This is a genomic window from Georgenia daeguensis, from assembly GCF_039537705.1.
In the GTDB taxonomy this organism is placed as follows: Bacteria; Actinomycetota; Actinomycetes; order Actinomycetales; family Actinomycetaceae; genus Georgenia; species Georgenia daeguensis.
The window spans coordinates 63908-81093 of the sequence record NZ_BAABBA010000011.1 but is presented as its reverse complement, the minus strand read 5'-3'; the positions used below and the strand labels follow the sequence as shown (position 1 = coordinate 81093).

Genomic DNA, 17186 nt, shown 5'->3' with positions numbered 1-17186 from the left:
CGCGCTGGGGCGCCCCGGTGTTCACTGCTCGCGGCGCCAGGGCGCGAGGACCTTCTCGACGGCGGCGAGGGCGCCGGTGAGCACCACGCCGATGAGCGAGAGGATGACGATCGGGACGAAGACGCGCGCCGTCTCGAAGGTGTTGGCGTTGGTGACGATGAGGTTTCCCAGGCCGGAGATCGCGGTGAAGAACTCCGCGACGATCACGCCCACCAGCCCACGCCCGATGGCCAGGCGGATGCCGGTGAAGATGAACGGCAGGGCCCCGGGCAGCAGGAGGTCGCGCCAGACGCGGCTCTCGCTGGAGCAGAAGGACCGGGTCACCTCCAGCAGCTCCGGGTCGACCTCGGCCACGCCGCGCTGGGTGTTGATCACGACGGGGAAGAAGACGAAGAAGGCGACGACGAAGACCTTCGCCGAGTCCCCGAAGCCGAACCACAGCACGATCACGGGGATGAGCGCGACGGCGGGCAGGGCGTAGAGCGCGTTGATGGGGATGTCCAGGATCTGCCGCGCCACGTCGCTGCGCCCGGCGACCAGGCCGAGCGCCACCCCGAAGACGACGCCGATGACCGAGCCGATCAGCAGCACGACCAGCGTGTCCACGAGCGCGTCGACCAGCGTGCCGTCCGCGATCATGTCGAAGAACGCCTGGACGATCGCCGTCGGGTAGGTGAAGACGATGGGGTTGACGCTGCGCCCGTAGATCTCCCAGGCGAGCAGGATGACGAGCAGCGAGCCGTACCGCACCGCGCGCCGCTGGTTCTTGGACAGGGTGCGCAGCCGCAGGGTGCGGCGGGCCTGGATCTCCCGCTGGGGCGGGACCTGGGCCAGCGGGTCACGCCGAGGGGCCGGCGGGCTCGTGGCACCGCGGTCCGCGGGGGTCGTCGCGCCGCTCATGCTGCCTCCCGCCCCGACTGCAGGCTGTCCCACAGCTGGCTGCGCAGCGGGATGTAGTCCGGGTGGCTGCGCACCGAGTCGATGTTCCGGGGGCGCGGCATGGGCGAGCGGACGTCCAGCATGACGCGGGCCGGCGGCCCGCCCAGGACGATGATGCGGTCGGACATGATGATCGCCTCGTCGAGGTCGTGGGTGACCAGCAGGGCGGTACGGGTCTCGCGCTCGATGATGCCGAGCACCTCGCGCTGCATGATCTCCCGGGTGATGGCGTCGACGGCGCTGAGCGGCTCGTCGAGGAGCAGCAGCTCGGGCTCGAGGCACAGCGCACGCGCGATGCCGACGCGCTGCTTCATGCCGCCCGAGAGCTGGTACGGGTACTTCTTGCGGGCCGCGGTCAGGCTCATGATCTCGAGCAGCTCGGCCACCCGGGCGTCCATGCCCTGCGCCCGGCCCTGGACGTCGAGGCCGTAGCGGATGTTCTGCTCGACCGTCTTCCACGGGAAGAGGCCGAAGTGCTGGAAGACCATCGCCGCCCGCGGCTCCGGGGTCTTCAGCTCACGGCCGTGGAGGGTCATCCGGCCCACCTGCGCCTGGGGCAGGAGACCGCCGATGGACCGCAGGAGCGTGGTCTTCCCGCATCCCGAGGTCCCCACGATGCTGACGAACTCGTCGTTCTCGACCCGCAGGGACAGGCCGTCGATGATGACGTTCTGCCTGAACCGGACGTTCACGTCTTCAACTTCGAGGCTGTAGGTCAAGGCTCCTCCTGCGTCTCCGTCGTCGCCTGGGGCCCGGCAGTGCTGCCGGCCCCCGGAGCACACGGTTACAGTTAACCGGTTACACGAAGGTGGCGCATCTGACCTGCACGTGTCAAGCGTGACGAGTCCCGACGGCGGGAGACCGACATGATCACGATCCTTCCCCGCACCACCGCGAACGACGTCGCCGCCGCCCTCGTCCGGCTCCGCGAGGAGGGCGGCGCGGTCGCGCTCGGCCACGTCCTCTCGCTCGTGGTCCCGACGGTGGAGGGCAGCCTCGCGAGCGCCCTGGCCGCCGCCCGGAGCGCCTCCCTGGAGCACCCCAGCCGCGTGGTCGCCCTGGTCACCGACCCGCAGGCGCCCGACGGGCTCGACGCCGAGATCCGCCTCGGCGCCGACGCCGGGGCGGGCGAGATCGTGGTGCTCCGCGCGGGCGGGCGGGCCGCGGGCGCGACGGACACGCTGGTGGCGCCGCTGCTCCTGCCGGACGTGCCGACCGTCGCGTGGTGGCCGGCCGCGCCGCCGCCCGAGCCGGCCGAGGACCCCGTCGGAAAGCTGGCCGTCCGCCGGATCACGGACGCGCTCGGCACTGCCGACCCGCCGGCTACGATCCGCGCCCTGGCGCGGGGCTACTCCCCCGGCGACACCGACCTGTCCTGGGCTCGGAGCACGCCGTGGCGGGCCCTGCTGGCCGCCGCGCTGGACCTGCTCCCCACGCACGGGGTGCGGCGGGCGTGGGTGGCCGGCCAGGGGCTGCGCCCCACGGTGGACCTCGTCGCCGGGTGGCTCGCGAGCGGGCTCGGCTGCTCCGTCCAGACCCGGGAGCTGCACTCGGGGAGCATCACGGAGGTCGGGGTGGAGACGGTCGCCGGCGCCGTGACGGTGCGCCGCGAGCCGGACGGCTCGACGGCGACGATGCGCCTGCCCGGCGCGCCGGACCAGACGGTCTCGCTCCCCCTGCGCAGCCTGGCGGACTGCCTCATGGAGGATCTGCGCCACCTGGCGCCGGACCCGGTGTACGGCCGGGCCCTCACCCAGCTGGTCCGCACCGGCACCCTTGACACCGGCGACGGGGCGTCGCTACGGTCGGCGTCATAGAAACCGGTTACAGAAAGCGCGAGGAAATCATGCCTGCGACCATCCGTGACGTCGCCGCCGAGGCGGGCGTTTCCGTCGCCACGGTCTCGCGGGTCGCCTCGGGCGGTGACTACCCCATCGGGGCGGAGACGAAGGCGAAGGTCCTCGCGGCCATCGAGCGGCTCAACTACCGCCCCAACGGCATGGCGAAGGGACTGACGCAGCGCAACAGCCGGCTCGTCGGCGTCGTCGCGCCCGACATGTCCAACCCCTACTACCCGGAGATCACCCGGGGCATCGAGGACGTCGCCACCGCACGCGGGTACCAGGTGCTCTCGTGCAGCACCGACCGCGACCCGGGGCGCGCCCGGTCCAGCATCGACGCCCTGCTCGCCAAGCGGGTGGCCGCGCTGGCCGTCATCGGTGGCGGCGACGAGGTGGTCCTGCCCGACGGCGACCTCGAGGCCTACGGCACCGAGGTGGTCATGATCGGGCGTGCCACCCGGCGGTTCTCCACGGTCCGCGTGGAGAACGCCGAGGCCGGCCAGGAGGTCGGCCGCCACCTCCTCGCCCTGGGCCACAGGAGCATCGGGTTCGTCGCCGGCCACCGCGGCTCGAGCGCCTCGGACGAGCGACTGCGCGGGCTGCGGCGCGCTCTGAAGGACGCCGGGGTCGAGCACCGCTCCGACCAGGTCGCGAACGGTGACTACACCGAGGCCGGCGGGTACGACGCGACCCGGCGCCTCATGCACGCCTCCGCCCCGCCGTCGGCCATCTTCGCAGCCAGCGACCGGATGGCGATCGGGGCGCTGGCGGCCCTGCGGGACATGCAGCTGCGCGTCCCCGACGACGTGGCCCTGGTGGGCTTCGACGACATCCCCATGGCGGAGTACCTCAGGCCGGCGCTGACCACCGTCTCGGTCTCCGCACACAGGCTCGGCACGGAGGCCATGGGCCTCCTGCTCGACGGAACCGGCCGCCCCCGGCGGCCCCAGCACCTCCGCGTCCGTACGCGGATGGTCATCAGGGAGAGCTGCGGCGCACGGCGCACCTGACCGCGCGCGGCGACCTCCCGTGAGTCAACGACGACACACCCCACGAGGAGATTCACATGTCCACGAAGGACTACGCCAAGACCGACGCGAATAACGAGCGCAAGCACAACATCCTGGGAATGTCGTTCTCCGAGGTCGCCGAGCGGCTCCAGGAGCCGGGACAGGACACCGTCCTGGTCCCGATGGGCAGCACCGAGAAGCACGGCGCGCACATCCCGCTCGGCACGGACAGCTACGTGACCATGGAGGTGGTCTACCGGGCCGCCGAGAAGTTCGACGTCCTGTTCACGCCGCTGGAGCCGTTCGGCTACTCCCCCCACCACATGGGCCGCAACGAGGAGGGCGCCGGCACCATCACCCTGAAGGCCGAGACCTACCGGCGCGTGCTCAACGACGTCGCCCGCAGCCTTATCTACCACGGGGTGAAGAGGGTCGTCTTCGTCAGCCACCACGGCTCCAACACCAAGCCCATCGACGAGGTCATGCGCCAGTTGCGCTACGAGACCGGCGCCTTCATCTCCTTCTACAAGACGCCGACCGAGCGTGAGGCCAACGTCGTCCAGGACCTCTTCGAGAACCCGCCGGAGGAGACCCCGGGCTGGCACTCCTCCGAGCTGGAGACGTCCTGCCTCATGGCGACGGCGGACGGGCTGGTCCACATGGAGCGTGCCGTGGAGGACCGGGCGCACGCGCCGGCCTACATGGGCAGCTCCTTCTCGAAGATCGACGGCACGGGCACGGTGAAGTTCCAGAACTCGGAGAACATCTGGGTCCCGATGGACCACCACGAGTACTCCGACACCGCCACCATCGGTAACCCGTTCCGCGCCACCAAGGAGAAGGGGCTGGCGATGTTCGACCGGATGGCCGACCACCTCGGCGCCTACGTCGAGGAGGTCCGCAAGTTCGAGGTGGACGTCACGTACAGCGACTACCCCGAGCGGGCCTGAGACCGAGGCGCCCGAGCCACCCGAGGAGGTGCGGCATGGCAGGACAGAGCCCGCTCGACGCCGTGGAGCCGAGACTGCTCAGGCTGCTGCGGGAGGAGCTCGTGGCGATCTCGCGCCGCGCCTACGACCGCGGGCTGGTGCCGGGCGTCAGCGGGAACAACAGCCTGCGGATCCCGGGCACCGACCTGCTGCTGATCAAGACGACCGGCTGCTGCCAGGGCGACATGGACACCGCCGACACCGTCGTGATGACGCTGGACGGCGAGGTCCTCGAGCCCGGGCGGCAACCCTCGAAGGAGTGGCGGTGGCACTCGGCGATCTACCGGGCCCGGCCCGACGTCGGGGCGGTCGTGCACCAGCACCCGCCGTACGCGGTGGCGTTCGCCGTCGCCAACCGGGTGCCGCCGGTGGTCCACACGGCGGCCCGCGGCCACCTGCGGCGGATCGCCCTGGTGGACCTGCTCCCGGCCGGCTCGGAGGAGCTGGCCGACCAGATCACCGAGCTGTTCACCGACCCCGAGCTGCGCGTGGCCCTCATGCGCGAGCACGGGACGGTCGCGGTGGGGCCGGACCTGCGGACCGCGTACTACCGGACGGAGTACCTGGAGGACAACGCGCGGGTCGCGCTGCTGGCCGCGCAGGCGGTGGCGCTCTCGCCGCACGATCACGTCCGCCTGGCCGAGGACCTCGCCCCGCTGGCCGAGGACTCCTGACGTGGCCGTGGCTCCCGTCGTCGCCGTCCTGGCGACGCTCGACACGAAGAGGGAGGAGGCCGTCTTTCTCCGGGACCGCATCACGGACGACGGCGGCGAGGCGGTCGTCGTCGACATCGGGCTCAGCCCGGTGGACGACCCCGCCGCGACGGTCCCCGCCTCCGCCGTGGCCGCGGCCGCGGGCCGGGACGTGCCGGGGCTGCGGGCCGGCCCGCGGGACGAGGCGATGGCGGCGATGGGCGCGGGGGCGGCCACCCACCTGACCCGGTGGTACGACGCCGGACGGCTCGACGGGATGATCGGCGTCGGCGGCAACCAGGGCACCGCGGTGGCCTCCATCGCGATGCGGGCGGTCCCGATCGGGGTGCCGAAGCTGCTGATCTCGACGGTGGCGTCGGGGAACGTGCGCAAGTACGTCATGGACTCCGACATCGCGATGCAGTTCTCCGTGGCGGACCTGCTCGGCGGGCCCAACATCGTCACGACGTCGATCCTGGACACGTGCGCCGCGGGCATCGTGGCCATGGCGCGGGCCGCGGCGCGGTACCGGGCCCAGGCTCGCCCCCGGGCGACCGCGGTGGCGGTGACGGCGTTCGGGAACACCGAGGCCGCCGTCGTCCGTGCGGTGGCCGCCCTGCGCGAGCAGGGCTACGAGATCGTGCCGTTCCACGCCTCCGGCGCGTGCGGGTCGGCGATGGAACGCCTGATCCGGCAGGGGACGATCCAGGCGGTGCTGGACATGACCACCCACGAGCTGCTCGGCGAGCTGCACCCGCGGGACATCTACGCGCCGGTGCGGCCGGGCCGGCTCACCGCGGCCGGGGAAACCGGGATCCCGCAGGTCGTCGTCCCCGGGGGGCTGGAGTACCTGTGCTTCGGCGGCGTCGACGAGATCCCCGAGGCCTACCGCGGCCGCCCGACCCACGTCCACAACCCCTACAACACCAACGTCCGGACGACGGCGGAGGAGCTGGCCGCCGTCGGCGAGCTCATGGCGGAGCGGCTCAACGCCGCCACCGGGCCGGTCGCCGTCCTCGTCCCGCTGCGCGGCTGGTCCCACGTGGGCAGCCCGGGCGGCATCCTGCACGACCCCGCCACCAACCAGGCGCTGATCGACGTCCTGGGGGCCCGCCTGAGGAGCGACATCCCCCTCACGCTGCTCGACCTGACCATCAACGACGAAGCCTTCGCCGTGACCGCGGCGCAGACCCTGACCGACATGGTGGGAGCCCCCACCGCCGTGAGGTGAAAACATGACCACGACGTCAGCCGCCCCCGGGCGGCGCACCGAGGACCAGATCCCCGAGACGATGCGGGCCGCCGTGCTGTTCGGGCCCGGCGACATGCGGGTGGTGGACAAGCCCGTCCCGCGCCCCGGGCCGGACGAGGTGCTCGTGAAGGTCGCCATGTGCGGCATGTGCGGCACCGACCTGAAGATCTACGACGGCCACTTCCCGGGCACTCCCCCGTACGGCGAGTACACCCCCGGCCACGAGTGGACCGGCACGGTGGTCGCGGTGGGCGAGACCGTGGACGAGGTGGCCCCCGGGGACCGCGTCTGCATCGAGGCGCACCACGGCTGCGGGCGCTGCGACAACTGCCTGGTGGGCCTGTACACGGCCTGCCTGAACTACGGGAACACGAAGAAGAACCACCGCGCCTCCGGCATGACGACGGACGGCGGGTTCGCCGAGTACGCGCTGCACAACGTGGCCTCGGTGTACAAGATGCCGGAGAACGTCTCCTTCAAGGACGCTGTGCTCATCACCACCGCCGGCACGGGCCTGTACGGGCTCGACGCGACCGGCGGGTACATCGCGGGCGACGACGTGGTGGTCTTCGGGCCCGGGCCCGTGGGGCTCATGACGGTCCAGGCGTGCAAGCAGCTCGGGGCGCGCAACGTCATCCTCGTCGGCACCCGGCCGAGCCGGCTCGAGATGGGCAAGCGGCTCGGCGCCGACCACGTGATCAACAGCCGCGAGACCGACGCCGTCGCGGAGGTGAAGAGGCTGACCGGAGGTGGCGCGGACCTCGTCATCGAGACCTCGGGCTCGCCCGCCACGCCCCAGCAGTGCATCGAGACGGTGCGGCGCGGCGGCAAGATCCTCTTCGTCGCCTTCTACCCGGAGCCGGTCACGTTCGACCTCACCGTCGCGGTGCGCAGCGACGTCACGATGTACACCACCCGCGGCGAGGGCGGGAACAACGTCAAGCGGGCCGTGGCGCTGGCCGAGATGGGCCGGCTCAAGGGCGAGGAGCTCGTGACGCACGAGTTCCCGCTCGAGGACATCTCCGAGGCGCTGCGAGTGGTCCGCGAGCGCGACGGGGACCCGCTCAAGGTGGTCGTCGCGTTCTGACCCCCGTGCATCGATGAGGGCCGCCCGGGCCGAGACCCCGCCCGGGCGGCGTTTGTCGCGTGGGCAACGGCCGCCCGGGGCCGAGAGCCCGCCATGCGACCTCTGCCCGGCCGCGTCTCCGCGGGTGGCGGGCAAGGCGGCGTCTCCACGGGCGGCGGGCAGAGGCGGAATCTCCGCCGGCGTCTCCGCGCGACATGTGTTTTTCGGCGGATGTGAGGCCCGCGGGAGCGGTGCGCGCCCAGGTCGCACGAATGCAGCCTGGCGGGATCGGGTGAGCGGAGCGCGACTCGTGCGACCGTGGCTCGCCCAGGTCCAGCCGTGTGCGCTCGCGCGAGGTGAGCGGGAACCGTGCCAGACGGGCTCGCACCGCTCCGGCGGTGTTCACATCGGCGCAAAAGGACACGTCGGTCGGGCCGAGACACGCCGCGCGCACCCGGAGGCTCAACTGACCACTCCCCTGCGCGCGCCGGTCAGCCGGCCCGCCGGTGGGTCTCGTACATCCGCGCCTGGACGACCAGCCCGGACAGCAGGGTGAGCACCGCCACCGTCCACACCGCGGCCCGGACGCCGAGCAGGTCGGCCACCACCCCGGCGAGCAGGGCGCCGGCGGCGAACCCGCCGTCGCGCCACAGGCGGTAGATCCCCACCGAGCGCGCCCGCCAGGCCGGGTGCGCGACGTCGCCGATCGAGGCGAGCAGCGTCGGGTAGACCATGGCTGTTCCCGCTCCCAGCAGGACGGCTGCCACCGCCCACAGCGCGAACGTGTCGCCCAGCGCCACCAGCGCCAGGCCGAGCGCCTGGACCCACATGCCCAGCGTGATGAACCGCTTGCGGCCCCACCGGTCGGAGAGCGCCCCGGTGAGGAGCTGGCCGACGCCCCACACGGCCGGGTAGAGGGCGGCGAGGATCCCGATCCGGCCGATCGAGAGGCCACCGGCGGCGAACAGCACGGGGAACAGGCCCCAGGCGAGCCCGTCGTTGAGGTTGTTGACCAGGCCCGCCTGGCTGGCGGCGGAGAGCGCCGGCTCCTTGAAACTGGTCTGGGCGAACACCTGGCGGTCGGTGAGGTCCTCGTGCAGGTGGTCGTGGCGTCCGTCGGGCCGCGCGGTGTGGCCGGACGCCTCGAGGCGGGCGTGCTGCCGGGTCTCCCGGACGGCGAGCGTGGACAGGCCGAGGCCGAGGGCGGCGTAGGCGAGGCCGAGGAGGAACGGGGCGGGCCGGAGACCGTAGGACTCCGCGAGGTACCCGGTGGCCAGTGCGGTCACAGCGACGGCGGCGTAGCCGGCCGCCTCGTTCAGCCCCATCGCGGTGCCGCGCCGGGCGGGGCCGACCAGGTCGATCTTCATGTTCACGGTCGTCGACCACGTGAGCCCCTGGCTGATGCCGAGCAGCACGTTCGCCAGGACGATCCACGTCCACGACGGCGCCCAGATCAGCAGCAGCGGCACGGGCACGGCGACGAGCCAGCCGGCGACGAGAACGGGCTTGCGCCCGTACCGGTCCGACCACGTGCCCGCGAGGTAGTTCGTCGCGGCCTTGGCCAGCCCGAAGGCGAGGACGAAGGTCAGCGTGGCGGTGTAGGCGCGCAGGCCGAACTCGCGCTCCGCCAGCAGCGGCAGCACGGTCCGTTCCTGTCCGAGCATCCCGCCGACGAGGGCGTTGACGGCGACGAGGAGGGTGAACTGGGCGGCGTTGGCCCGCAGCCCGAGCCGCACGGGCCTGTCGGCGGGGCGGGTGCCGGACGATCGCGACATCGATCCTCAGGCCGCCGAACCGGGCGCGCCCCAGCGCTCCTCGACCCGGCCGAGACGCCACACGGCCAGGCTCAGCAGCCAGGCACCGACGAACACGGCCACCAGCGCGTAGCCGACGCTGCCCAGGTCCAGGCCGGCCGCCCACCCGAGGACTCCGCCGTCGGGCCTGAGGTGCTCCGCGAGCAGCTGGAGCAGCACCACCGAGCCGATGCCCAGCGCGGCGACGACCGAGAGCACGGTGACGGTGAGGTTGTAGTAGACCTTGCGCACCGGGGCCAGGAAGGCCCAGCCGTAGGCGCGGGCCATGAGCACGCCGTCGGCGGCGTCGAACAGGCTCATCCCGGCGGCGAAGAGCACCGGCAGCACGAGGATGGCGTACCAGGGCAGCGTCAGCGCCGCGGTGCCGCCGGCGAGCACGAGCAGCGCCACCTGCGTGGCGGTGTCGAACCCGAGGCCCATGAGCAGGCCCACCGGGTACATGTGCCAGGGCCTGGTCACCCGCCGGGTGAACCGGCCGAGCAGGCGCGCCATGATCCCGCGGCTGTTGAGCAGCCGCTCGAGCTCGCGCTCGTCGAGGGCCGCCCCGCGCATCTCGCGGAAGACCCGCACGATCCCCCGGACGGACCCGAGGTTGAGCAGGCCGATGAGGATGAGGAACGTCCCGGCGACGACGGAGCCGACCAGGCCGAGCGTCTGCTGGAGGGCGGACCCGCCGTCGGCGACCGGGCCGGCGACCGCGCGCAGGCCGAGCGCGAGGAGCAGCGAGAGCCCGAAGACGACGCTGGAGTGGCCGAGCGAGAACCAGAAGCCCACGCTCAGCGCCGGGCGGCTCTCGCCGACGAGCTTACGGGTGGTGTTGTCGATCGCGGCGATGTGGTCGGCGTCGAAGGCGTGCCGGACCCCGAGGAGGAACGCGGTGACGCCCAGGCCCACGCCGAAGGCCCCGGCGCTGCCGACCGTGAGGCGCTGCGGCGCGACGGCGAGGAGCAGCACGCCCCAGCCGAGGACGTTGAGCAGCAGCACGGTGCCGGCCATGCCGGCGAGGGAGCGCTTCTCGGCCCGGCCGAGCCGCGCCCGCGGGGCGGCGACGGCGGAGGAGGTCGGCGTGGTCACGGGGCGTGTCCTTTCCGGGGCGTCGGAGCTCCGAGGAGCTTCCGAGGTTCACAACAGCTGCGGGGTTCAGAGCAGCTGCGGGATGCTGCTGGCGGCCGTGTAGGTGGCGACGGCCACGAGCAGGATCGTGAAGGCGAGGTTGAGGCGCGCGGGGCTCACCCGCGAGGTGATGCGGGCACCGACGAGGCTACCGACGACCGCGGCCACGGTGAACGTCCCGATCACCGGCCAGTCGAGGGTGACGTCCTGGCCGAGGCGGGAGACGAGCGAGCTGGCGCTGTTGATCGTGATCACCACCAGCGAGGTGCCCACGGCCACGGGCATCGGCAGGCGCAGCACGAGCACGAGCGCCGGGACGACGGCGAACCCGCCGCCCACGCCGAAGAACCCGGTCAGGAGGCCGACCGCGGTGGCGGTGAGCAGCAGGGTGCCGACGGCCCGGCAGTCGCACCGGAACGGGCGCAGCGTGAGCATGGGGCTCGTCCGCACCTCGGGCTGCTCGCGCCCCGCCGCCCGGGCGCGGGCGGCCGCGCGCCGTCGTCGGGTCATCACCCCGGCGACGACGAACATCAGGCCGGCGAAGGCGACGAGCAGGACGTCCGGGTCGACGCTCGCCGACAGCAGCGAGCCCAGGTAGGCGCCGCCGACCCCGAGGAGCCCGAACACGGCGCCCTGGCCGAGCCGCACCCGGCCGGCCCGCGCGTGGGGGACCATCCCGATCAGCGTGGTGACCCCGACGATGATGAGGGACGCCGTCGTCGCGGTCCGCGGGTCCTGGCCGAGGGCGTAGACCAGGGCCGGGACGGTGAGGATGGACCCGCCCCCGCCGAGGGCGCCGACGGTGATGCCGACGACGACCCCCAGCGGGACCGCGAGCGCGAGCAGGGCCGGGCTCACGCCGTGGCGGGGGCCTGGTCCGAGACGACGGGCAGGCCGGCCGGCGCCGCGGAGCTGGCGAAGTTGTCGTCGACGGCGACCACGCGCCGCCCGGTGGCGGCCACGAGGGACGCGGCGATGGAGGCGCGGTACCCGCTGGCGCAGTGGATCCACACCTCGCCCTGGGGCACCTCGTCCATGCGCGTGACGATGTCGTGGATCGGGATGTGCACGGCACCGTCGATGTGGCCGTCGCGCCACTCGCTGACCCGGCGCACGTCCAGCACGGTGACCGGACGGTGGTGGCGGACCTGCTCGAGGTCGGCGAAGGTGGCGGTGGTCAGCGCGGCGAGGGGGGCGTCGGTCCACTCCTCCGGGCGGCCCGTCGCGGCGGCGGCCGGCCGGTCGATGCCGATGCGGGTGAGCTCGCGCTGGGCCTCGGCCACCTGCTCCGGGCTCTCGCCCAGCAGCGTGACCGGGGTTCCCCACGGGATGAGCCAGCCGAGGTAGGTGGCGAACTGGCCGTCGAGTCCGAAGTTGAACGTGCCGGGCACGTGGCCGGCGGCGAAGGCGGTCCGGTTGCGCAGGTCCACCAGCCACTCCCCCGCCTCGAGGCGACGGCGGAGCTGCTCCTTGTCGGCCCGCTCTGGCTCGGAGAGGTCCGAGGCGGTGGGGCCGGCGGAGTTCGCCGGGCCCATGTGCACGTAGTAGGCGGGGTAGGCGTCGAGGCCGGCGAGGGTGTCGGCGACGTAGTCCTCCTCGTCCTGGGACATCACCGGGTTGATCAGGCGCTCCTGGCCGATCGTCGAGGCGGTGGTGTCGCCCCCGGCCGAGGTGGCGGCGCAGAAGCTGCCGAACCCGTGGGTCGGCATCACCTTGGTCTCGTCGCTGAGCTCGGAGGCGAGCTTGCGTGCGGAGCTGTACTGGTGGCGGGCGAGCTCGTGGGTGTGGGCCTCGCCGAGCAGGTCGGGGCGGCCGGTGGAGCCGAAGAGCAGGGAGCCGCCGGAGAAGACCGCGGGGTCGTCGCACTCGAGCACGTAGGAGAGGTGGGTGAAAGTGTGCCCGGGCGTGTGCATGGCGCGCACGCGCAGCTCGGGGCTGACCTCGACCACGTCGCCGTCGCGGATGCCGCTGCGCTCGAACGAGACGTCGTCCTCCGCGTTGACGTGGTACTCGGCGCCGGTCTGCTGCGCCAGGGCGTAGCCGCCGGTGACGTAGTCGTTGTGGATGTGGGTCTCGAAGACGTGGGTGATGCGCACGCCGGCCTTCTCGGCGGCGCCCAGGACACGGTCGATGTCGCGCTGGGGGTCGACGACGAAGGCGACCTCGCCGTCGTGGACCAGGTAGCTGCGGTCGCCGAGGGACGGGGTCTCGATGGAGATGATCGTGGTGGCCATCAGTGGTCCTTCCGGGTGGTCGCGGGCCGGGCCCGCGACGGGTCGGGGTGTCGGTGGTCTGGTCGGGACTGGTCGGTGGTCAGGACGCGTCGGCGCGGGAGCCGGTGACGACGGGGTTCCCGGCGCGGACCCAGCCGCTGGTCCCGCCCTGCACGGAGCGGGCGTCGACGCCGGCGCGGCCGAGGTAGTCGGCGGCGCGCAGGCTGCGGTTTCCGCTGGCGCAGATCACGTAGACCGGCCGGTCCGTCGGGAGCTCGCCGGCCCGGGCAGGCACGTCGCCCAGCGGGACGAGGAGCGCCCCGGGGACGTGCCCCTGCACGTACTCGGCCGGCTCGCGGACGTCGACGACGAGGGCGCCGTCCGCCCGGGCTGCGGTGAACTGGTCGATAGAGACCTCGGCCATGGGCTGATTCCTTCCCGTTAGTTGATACCCCGGGGGGTATGTCTCGGAGCCTACAACGAGCGCTCGGCCCCACGCATTCCCACGCCGCCGGGAAGGCATGGAGCCCGCCCGTGCGGTGCGCCCCCGATGGGAGCACTGGACACACGGTATACCCCCTGGGGTATTGTTGCGACCCGTCACCACCACCTCACCGAAGGAGTCCCCCATGTGCAGTCCCGCCCGATGCAGCAGCTGCGGCAAGGTCACCTGGACCGGCTGCGGCATGCACGTCGACGCCGTCATGGCCGGCGTGGAGCCCGCGCAGCGATGCACCTGCCGCTGACGACGCCGGCGGCCGGGCCGTCGACACCAGGCCCGCAGGTGGCAGGCCCGGCGCCGACGGCGGACCCGCCCGCCGGAGAGGCCGACCTCGCTGAGCTCGTGCTCGCCCGCCGGCAGGACGCCGTCGGGCGCCTGACCGCGGCCGCGGGGAACTCCTCGCTGTGCACGCTGTCGCGCTCGGGCGAGCCCCGGCCGACGGTGAAGTACCTCGAGGGGGCCGTCTCCGCGCTGTCCGACGTGCACCGCGAGCTACGCGCGGCGTCCAGCGCCACGGGATCGGGCGCCGCAGGATCGGACCCGACGGCGACGACCGCGCTGGCACTGCTCGGCGAGCTGCGCGGGCGCTGGCTGGCCCGCCGCGGGCAGTCGGCCGCGTCGTCGCCGGCCTGGCTGGCCTACCTCGACGGCGCCGTCGACGCCCTCGACGACCTCGCCGCGGCCGTGGGGACGGATGCGGAGACCTCGGTCGCCGAGGACGACCCCGAACCGCCACCCGTCGTCCGCGCACCCATCACGCAGGGCCCGCCGGCGACGACGCCACTCCTCCGCGCGAGCCGGTGGCCGCGACGGCGCACGATCGCGACGGCCGTGCTCGCGCCCGTGCTCTTCACCGTCCTGGTGTCCGCGGGCGGCGGCTGGGTGCCGCTGCTCGCGCCCGCATGGACGGTGCTCGTGGCGCTGACGTCGGTGGTCGGGGCAGCCACGCTGTCCACCTACCTGCCCCTGCCGGGCCAGGGCCTGCGGCCGAACGTGGGGTGCACACCGTGCGCGGCCATGTCGGCGATGACCGTCTTGGGCGCTGCCTGGTTCCTCGGCTCGGCCCCGCACCAGCCGACCATGGCAGCCGTGGCGCTGGCCGCGGTGAGCTTCGGGCTGGTCCAGCGCCTCACCGGCGCCGGTGCCAGCTGCGCCGCCTGACGAGGGCACCGGTCAGCGGCCACACCTCCACCCCTTCGGGACGCCCGGTCCCTGAGGCGCGCACCCGGCGCCTGCTGCGGCCTCGTGACGACTCGCGCGACACCAGCGGGCAACAAGTGGCAACCGATTGCCTCCCCCCGCCCGGCCGAGGACTGTGACCCTCAGCACCCGACGATTCGCGACCGGAACCCGGGGGGACCGGACCCGGTCACGCACCGAGGTGCTTCACCGAGCATGAGGGCAGCTGCCCTCATGAGTGATCGAGGTCGAAGGGGACCAGTTGATGAACGCCAGAACCAGATCGCGGCGCCGGGGGCTGCTCGCGATCGCCGCTGCCGTGCCGCTCACTCTGAGCGCCGCCGGCGTCGCCGTCGCCGACAGCGTCACGGCACCCACCGCCCAGGCGGCCGACGTCGCCGACCTGCCATGGATGGACACGTCCCTCACGCCCGAGCAGCGCTCCGATCTGCTGGTGGACGCCCTGACGCTGGAGCAGAAGGTCCAGCAGCTGCACGGCAGCTCCGCGCCCACCCCGGAGCTGCTCCCTGAGTGCAACGGCACGAACTCCTCGGGCGGCTACGGCACGTTCCGCAACGTCACCGGCATCCCGGAGCTGGGTATCCCGACGTTCCGGATCACCAACGGCCCGGTCGGCGTGGGCTACGGCGACTGCACGCCGCAGGAGCCGGCGACGGCTCTCCCGGTCGCCCTCGCCCTTGCCGCGGGCTTCGACCCGGACCTCGCCTACCAGTTCGGCGATCTCGCCGGCCAGGAGAGCCGGACGCTCGGCCTCCACGAGTTCGAGGCGCCCGGCATCAACCTGGCGCGCATCGCCAACGGCGGCCGCAACTTCGAGTACTTCGGTGAGGACCCCTACCTCTCAGGCGTGATCGCGGCCGCGGAGGTGAAGGGTGTCCAGGACAACGACGTCATCGCGATGGCGAAGCACTACGTGCTCAACGACCAGGAGAAGGACCGCGGCAACGTCAGCGTCGAGGTCGACGAGTCCGTGCTGCACGAGCTGTACCTGCTGCCGTTCGAGATGGCCGTCAAGGACGGCGACCTCGGCTCGATCATGTGCTCGTACAACAAGATCGACGGCGTGTACTCGTGCGAGAACGACTACACCCTCACCACCGTGCTGCGGGACATGTGGGACTTCGAGGGCTACGTGCAGTCGGACTTCGGCGCCACGCACTCCACCGCCCCGTCGCTGAACGCCGGCATGGACCTCGAGATGCAGAGTGGCCGCTACATGACGATGGCCAACATCGAGGCCGCGCTGGCCGACGGGTCGCTGACCATGGGCACCATCGACCAGGCCCTCGACCGCCGCTACACCCAGATGTTCAAGTACGGCATCTTCGACCGGCCGATCACCCGCGCGCCGATCAGCCCCGAGAACGGCCAGGTGGCCCGGGAGATCGGCGAGCAGACCTCCGTGCTGCTGAAGAACGAGGGCGACCTCCTGCCGCTAGACCCCGAGGTCGACACCATCGCCCTGATCGGCCAGAGCACCTACGTCGACGAGGCCGTCGCCGGCGGTGGCGGAAGCTCCCGGGTCGTCCCGACCTACACGGTCGACGCGCTCGGAGGCCTGGAGAACGCCCTCGCCGAGCTCGACTCCGACGCGACCGTCACCAAGGTCACCGTCGCGAAGGACCTCAGCAACCTCGACGCTGCCGTCGCCGCTGCGTCGGAGGCCGACGTCGTCGTCGTCATGGCTGGCCTGGTCACGGCCGAGGGCCGGGACCAGCTCACTGCCGACAACGAGCCGATCCTCAACCTGCCCGACAACCAGGACGCACTGATCTCCGCCGTCGCCGAGGCCAACGCCAGCACCGCCGTCGTGCTCAAGGACGGCGACCCCGTTCTCTTGCCGTGGCTCGACCAGGTGCCCTCCGTCCTCGAGGCCTGGAACCCCGGGCAGGAGGACGGCAACGTCGTCGCCAACCTGCTGTTCGGGCTGGCGAACCCCTCCGGCAAGCTGCCGGTGACCTACCCTGCGTCGGTGGACGAGACGCCCACCGCGGGCAACGAGGCGGCCTACCCCGGCCTCGACCTCGACGGCGTGCGGAACTCGCGAGGCAACCTCACCGTGGACGTGGTCCGTTACGAGGAGGGCCGCGAGATGGGCTACCGCTGGTACGACGCCAACGACGTGGAGCCGCAGTTCGCCTTCGGGCACGGCCTGTCCTACACCGACTTCGAGATCTCGAAACTGACTGTGACGCCGAAGGTCCAGGACGGCACCAAGGCGATCAACGTGCAGTTCTTCGTGGAGAACACCGGCGACGTCGCCGGCGCCGAGGTCCCGCAGGTCTACCTCGGCCTTCCCGAGTCGGCGAACCAGCCGCCCAAGCGGCTCGTCGGGTTCGACAAGGTCGAGCTCGAGCCCGGCGAGAAGCAGCACGTCACCATCACGATCGACCCCGCCGCCAGCAACCACCCGCTGTCCGTGTGGGACGCCGAGGCCGACACGTGGACGACGCCGGAGGGGGAGTTCGACGTCTACGTCGGCAACTCCTCCGACAACATCACGCTCCAGGAGACCGTCACCGTCCGCACACCCAGCGGCCGCTGACCCGCGCGGC

The 17186-nt window shown here is 72.5% G+C and carries 15 protein-coding genes; 8 read left to right on the top strand and 7 right to left on the bottom strand.

Going from position 1 to position 17186, the window contains the following annotated elements; genetic code table 11:
* Nucleotides 1-21: 21 nt before the first annotated feature.
* On the bottom strand, nt 22-900 hold the full coding sequence (locus ABD774_RS12335) for an ABC transporter permease (protein ID WP_345041560.1): 879 nt from the start codon (nt 898-900) through the stop codon (nt 22-24).
* On the bottom strand, nt 897-1658 hold the full coding sequence (locus tag ABD774_RS12330; protein ID WP_345041558.1) for an ABC transporter ATP-binding protein: 762 nt from the start codon (nt 1656-1658) through the stop codon (nt 897-899). The genes ABD774_RS12335 and ABD774_RS12330 overlap by 4 nt, the downstream gene beginning before the upstream one ends.
* Nucleotides 1659-1805: 147 nt before the next feature.
* Between ABD774_RS12330 and ABD774_RS12325 the strand changes: the two genes are divergently transcribed.
* Genes ABD774_RS12325 through ABD774_RS12300 form a run of 6 tightly spaced genes read left to right on the top strand, consistent with a single transcriptional unit; the run spans nt 1806 to nt 7810 of the window.
* Nucleotides 1806-2756, top strand: coding sequence for a glucose-6-phosphate dehydrogenase assembly protein OpcA (locus tag ABD774_RS12325; protein WP_345041556.1), 951 nt, complete (start codon nt 1806-1808; stop codon nt 2754-2756).
* Nucleotides 2757-2785: 29 nt separating this feature from the next.
* A complete protein-coding gene (locus ABD774_RS12320) occupies nt 2786-3790 on the top strand; it encodes a LacI family DNA-binding transcriptional regulator (RefSeq protein ID WP_345041554.1) in 1005 nt (334 codons plus the stop codon).
* A gap of 56 nt (nt 3791-3846) precedes the next feature.
* Nucleotides 3847-4740, top strand: coding sequence for a creatininase family protein (locus tag ABD774_RS12315; RefSeq protein ID WP_345041552.1), 894 nt, complete (start codon nt 3847-3849; stop codon nt 4738-4740).
* A 35-nt stretch (nt 4741-4775) separates the two neighbouring features.
* Nucleotides 4776-5453, top strand: coding sequence for a class II aldolase/adducin family protein (locus tag ABD774_RS12310; RefSeq protein WP_345041550.1), 678 nt, complete (start codon nt 4776-4778; stop codon nt 5451-5453).
* Between the two features lies 1 nt (nt 5454).
* A complete protein-coding gene (locus ABD774_RS12305; protein ID WP_345041548.1) occupies nt 5455-6702 on the top strand; it encodes a Tm-1-like ATP-binding domain-containing protein in 1248 nt (415 codons plus the stop codon).
* A 4-nt stretch (nt 6703-6706) separates the two neighbouring features.
* The gene (locus ABD774_RS12300) at nt 6707-7810 is read left to right on the top strand and encodes a zinc-dependent alcohol dehydrogenase (protein ID WP_345041545.1); all 1104 of its coding nucleotides are present in this window, start codon (nt 6707-6709) and stop codon (nt 7808-7810) included.
* 470 nt (nt 7811-8280) lie between these two features.
* Here the strand turns inward: ABD774_RS12300 and ABD774_RS12295 are convergent, their stop codons facing one another.
* The 5 genes from ABD774_RS12295 to ABD774_RS12275 form a co-directional block, all read right to left on the bottom strand.
* Nucleotides 8281-9564: an MFS transporter gene (locus tag ABD774_RS12295; protein WP_345041543.1), complete on the bottom strand. Its 1284-nt coding sequence runs from the start codon at nt 9562-9564 to the stop codon at nt 8281-8283.
* 6 nt (nt 9565-9570) lie between these two features.
* Nucleotides 9571-10677, bottom strand: coding sequence for a Nickel transporter NicT (gene nicT, locus ABD774_RS12290; RefSeq protein WP_345041541.1), 1107 nt, complete (start codon nt 10675-10677; stop codon nt 9571-9573).
* Between the two features lie 66 nt (nt 10678-10743).
* Nucleotides 10744-11574 carry a sulfite exporter TauE/SafE family protein gene (locus ABD774_RS12285; protein WP_345041539.1) on the bottom strand — a complete coding sequence of 277 codons (831 nt, stop codon included), beginning with the start codon at nt 11572-11574 and terminating at the stop codon, nt 10744-10746.
* Nucleotides 11571-12950, bottom strand: a complete 1380-nt coding sequence (locus ABD774_RS12280) for an MBL fold metallo-hydrolase (protein ID WP_345041537.1) — start codon at nt 12948-12950, stop codon at nt 11571-11573. Before ABD774_RS12280 ends, ABD774_RS12285 begins: the two co-directional genes overlap by 4 nt.
* Nucleotides 12951-13029: 79 nt before the next feature.
* A complete protein-coding gene (locus tag ABD774_RS12275) occupies nt 13030-13353 on the bottom strand; it encodes a rhodanese-like domain-containing protein (protein ID WP_345041534.1) in 324 nt (107 codons plus the stop codon).
* A gap of 306 nt (nt 13354-13659) precedes the next feature.
* On the opposite strand from ABD774_RS12275, the gene ABD774_RS12270 reads away from it, so the two are divergent.
* Both ABD774_RS12270 and ABD774_RS12265 read left to right on the top strand, forming a co-directional pair.
* A complete protein-coding gene (locus ABD774_RS12270) occupies nt 13660-14592 on the top strand; it encodes a hypothetical protein (RefSeq protein WP_345041532.1) in 933 nt (310 codons plus the stop codon).
* Nucleotides 14593-14875: 283 nt separating this feature from the next.
* Complete coding sequence (locus tag ABD774_RS12265) at nt 14876-17176, top strand: beta-glucosidase family protein (RefSeq protein ID WP_345041530.1); 2301 nt, start codon at nt 14876-14878, stop codon at nt 17174-17176.
* Nucleotides 17177-17186 lie beyond the last annotated feature (10 nt).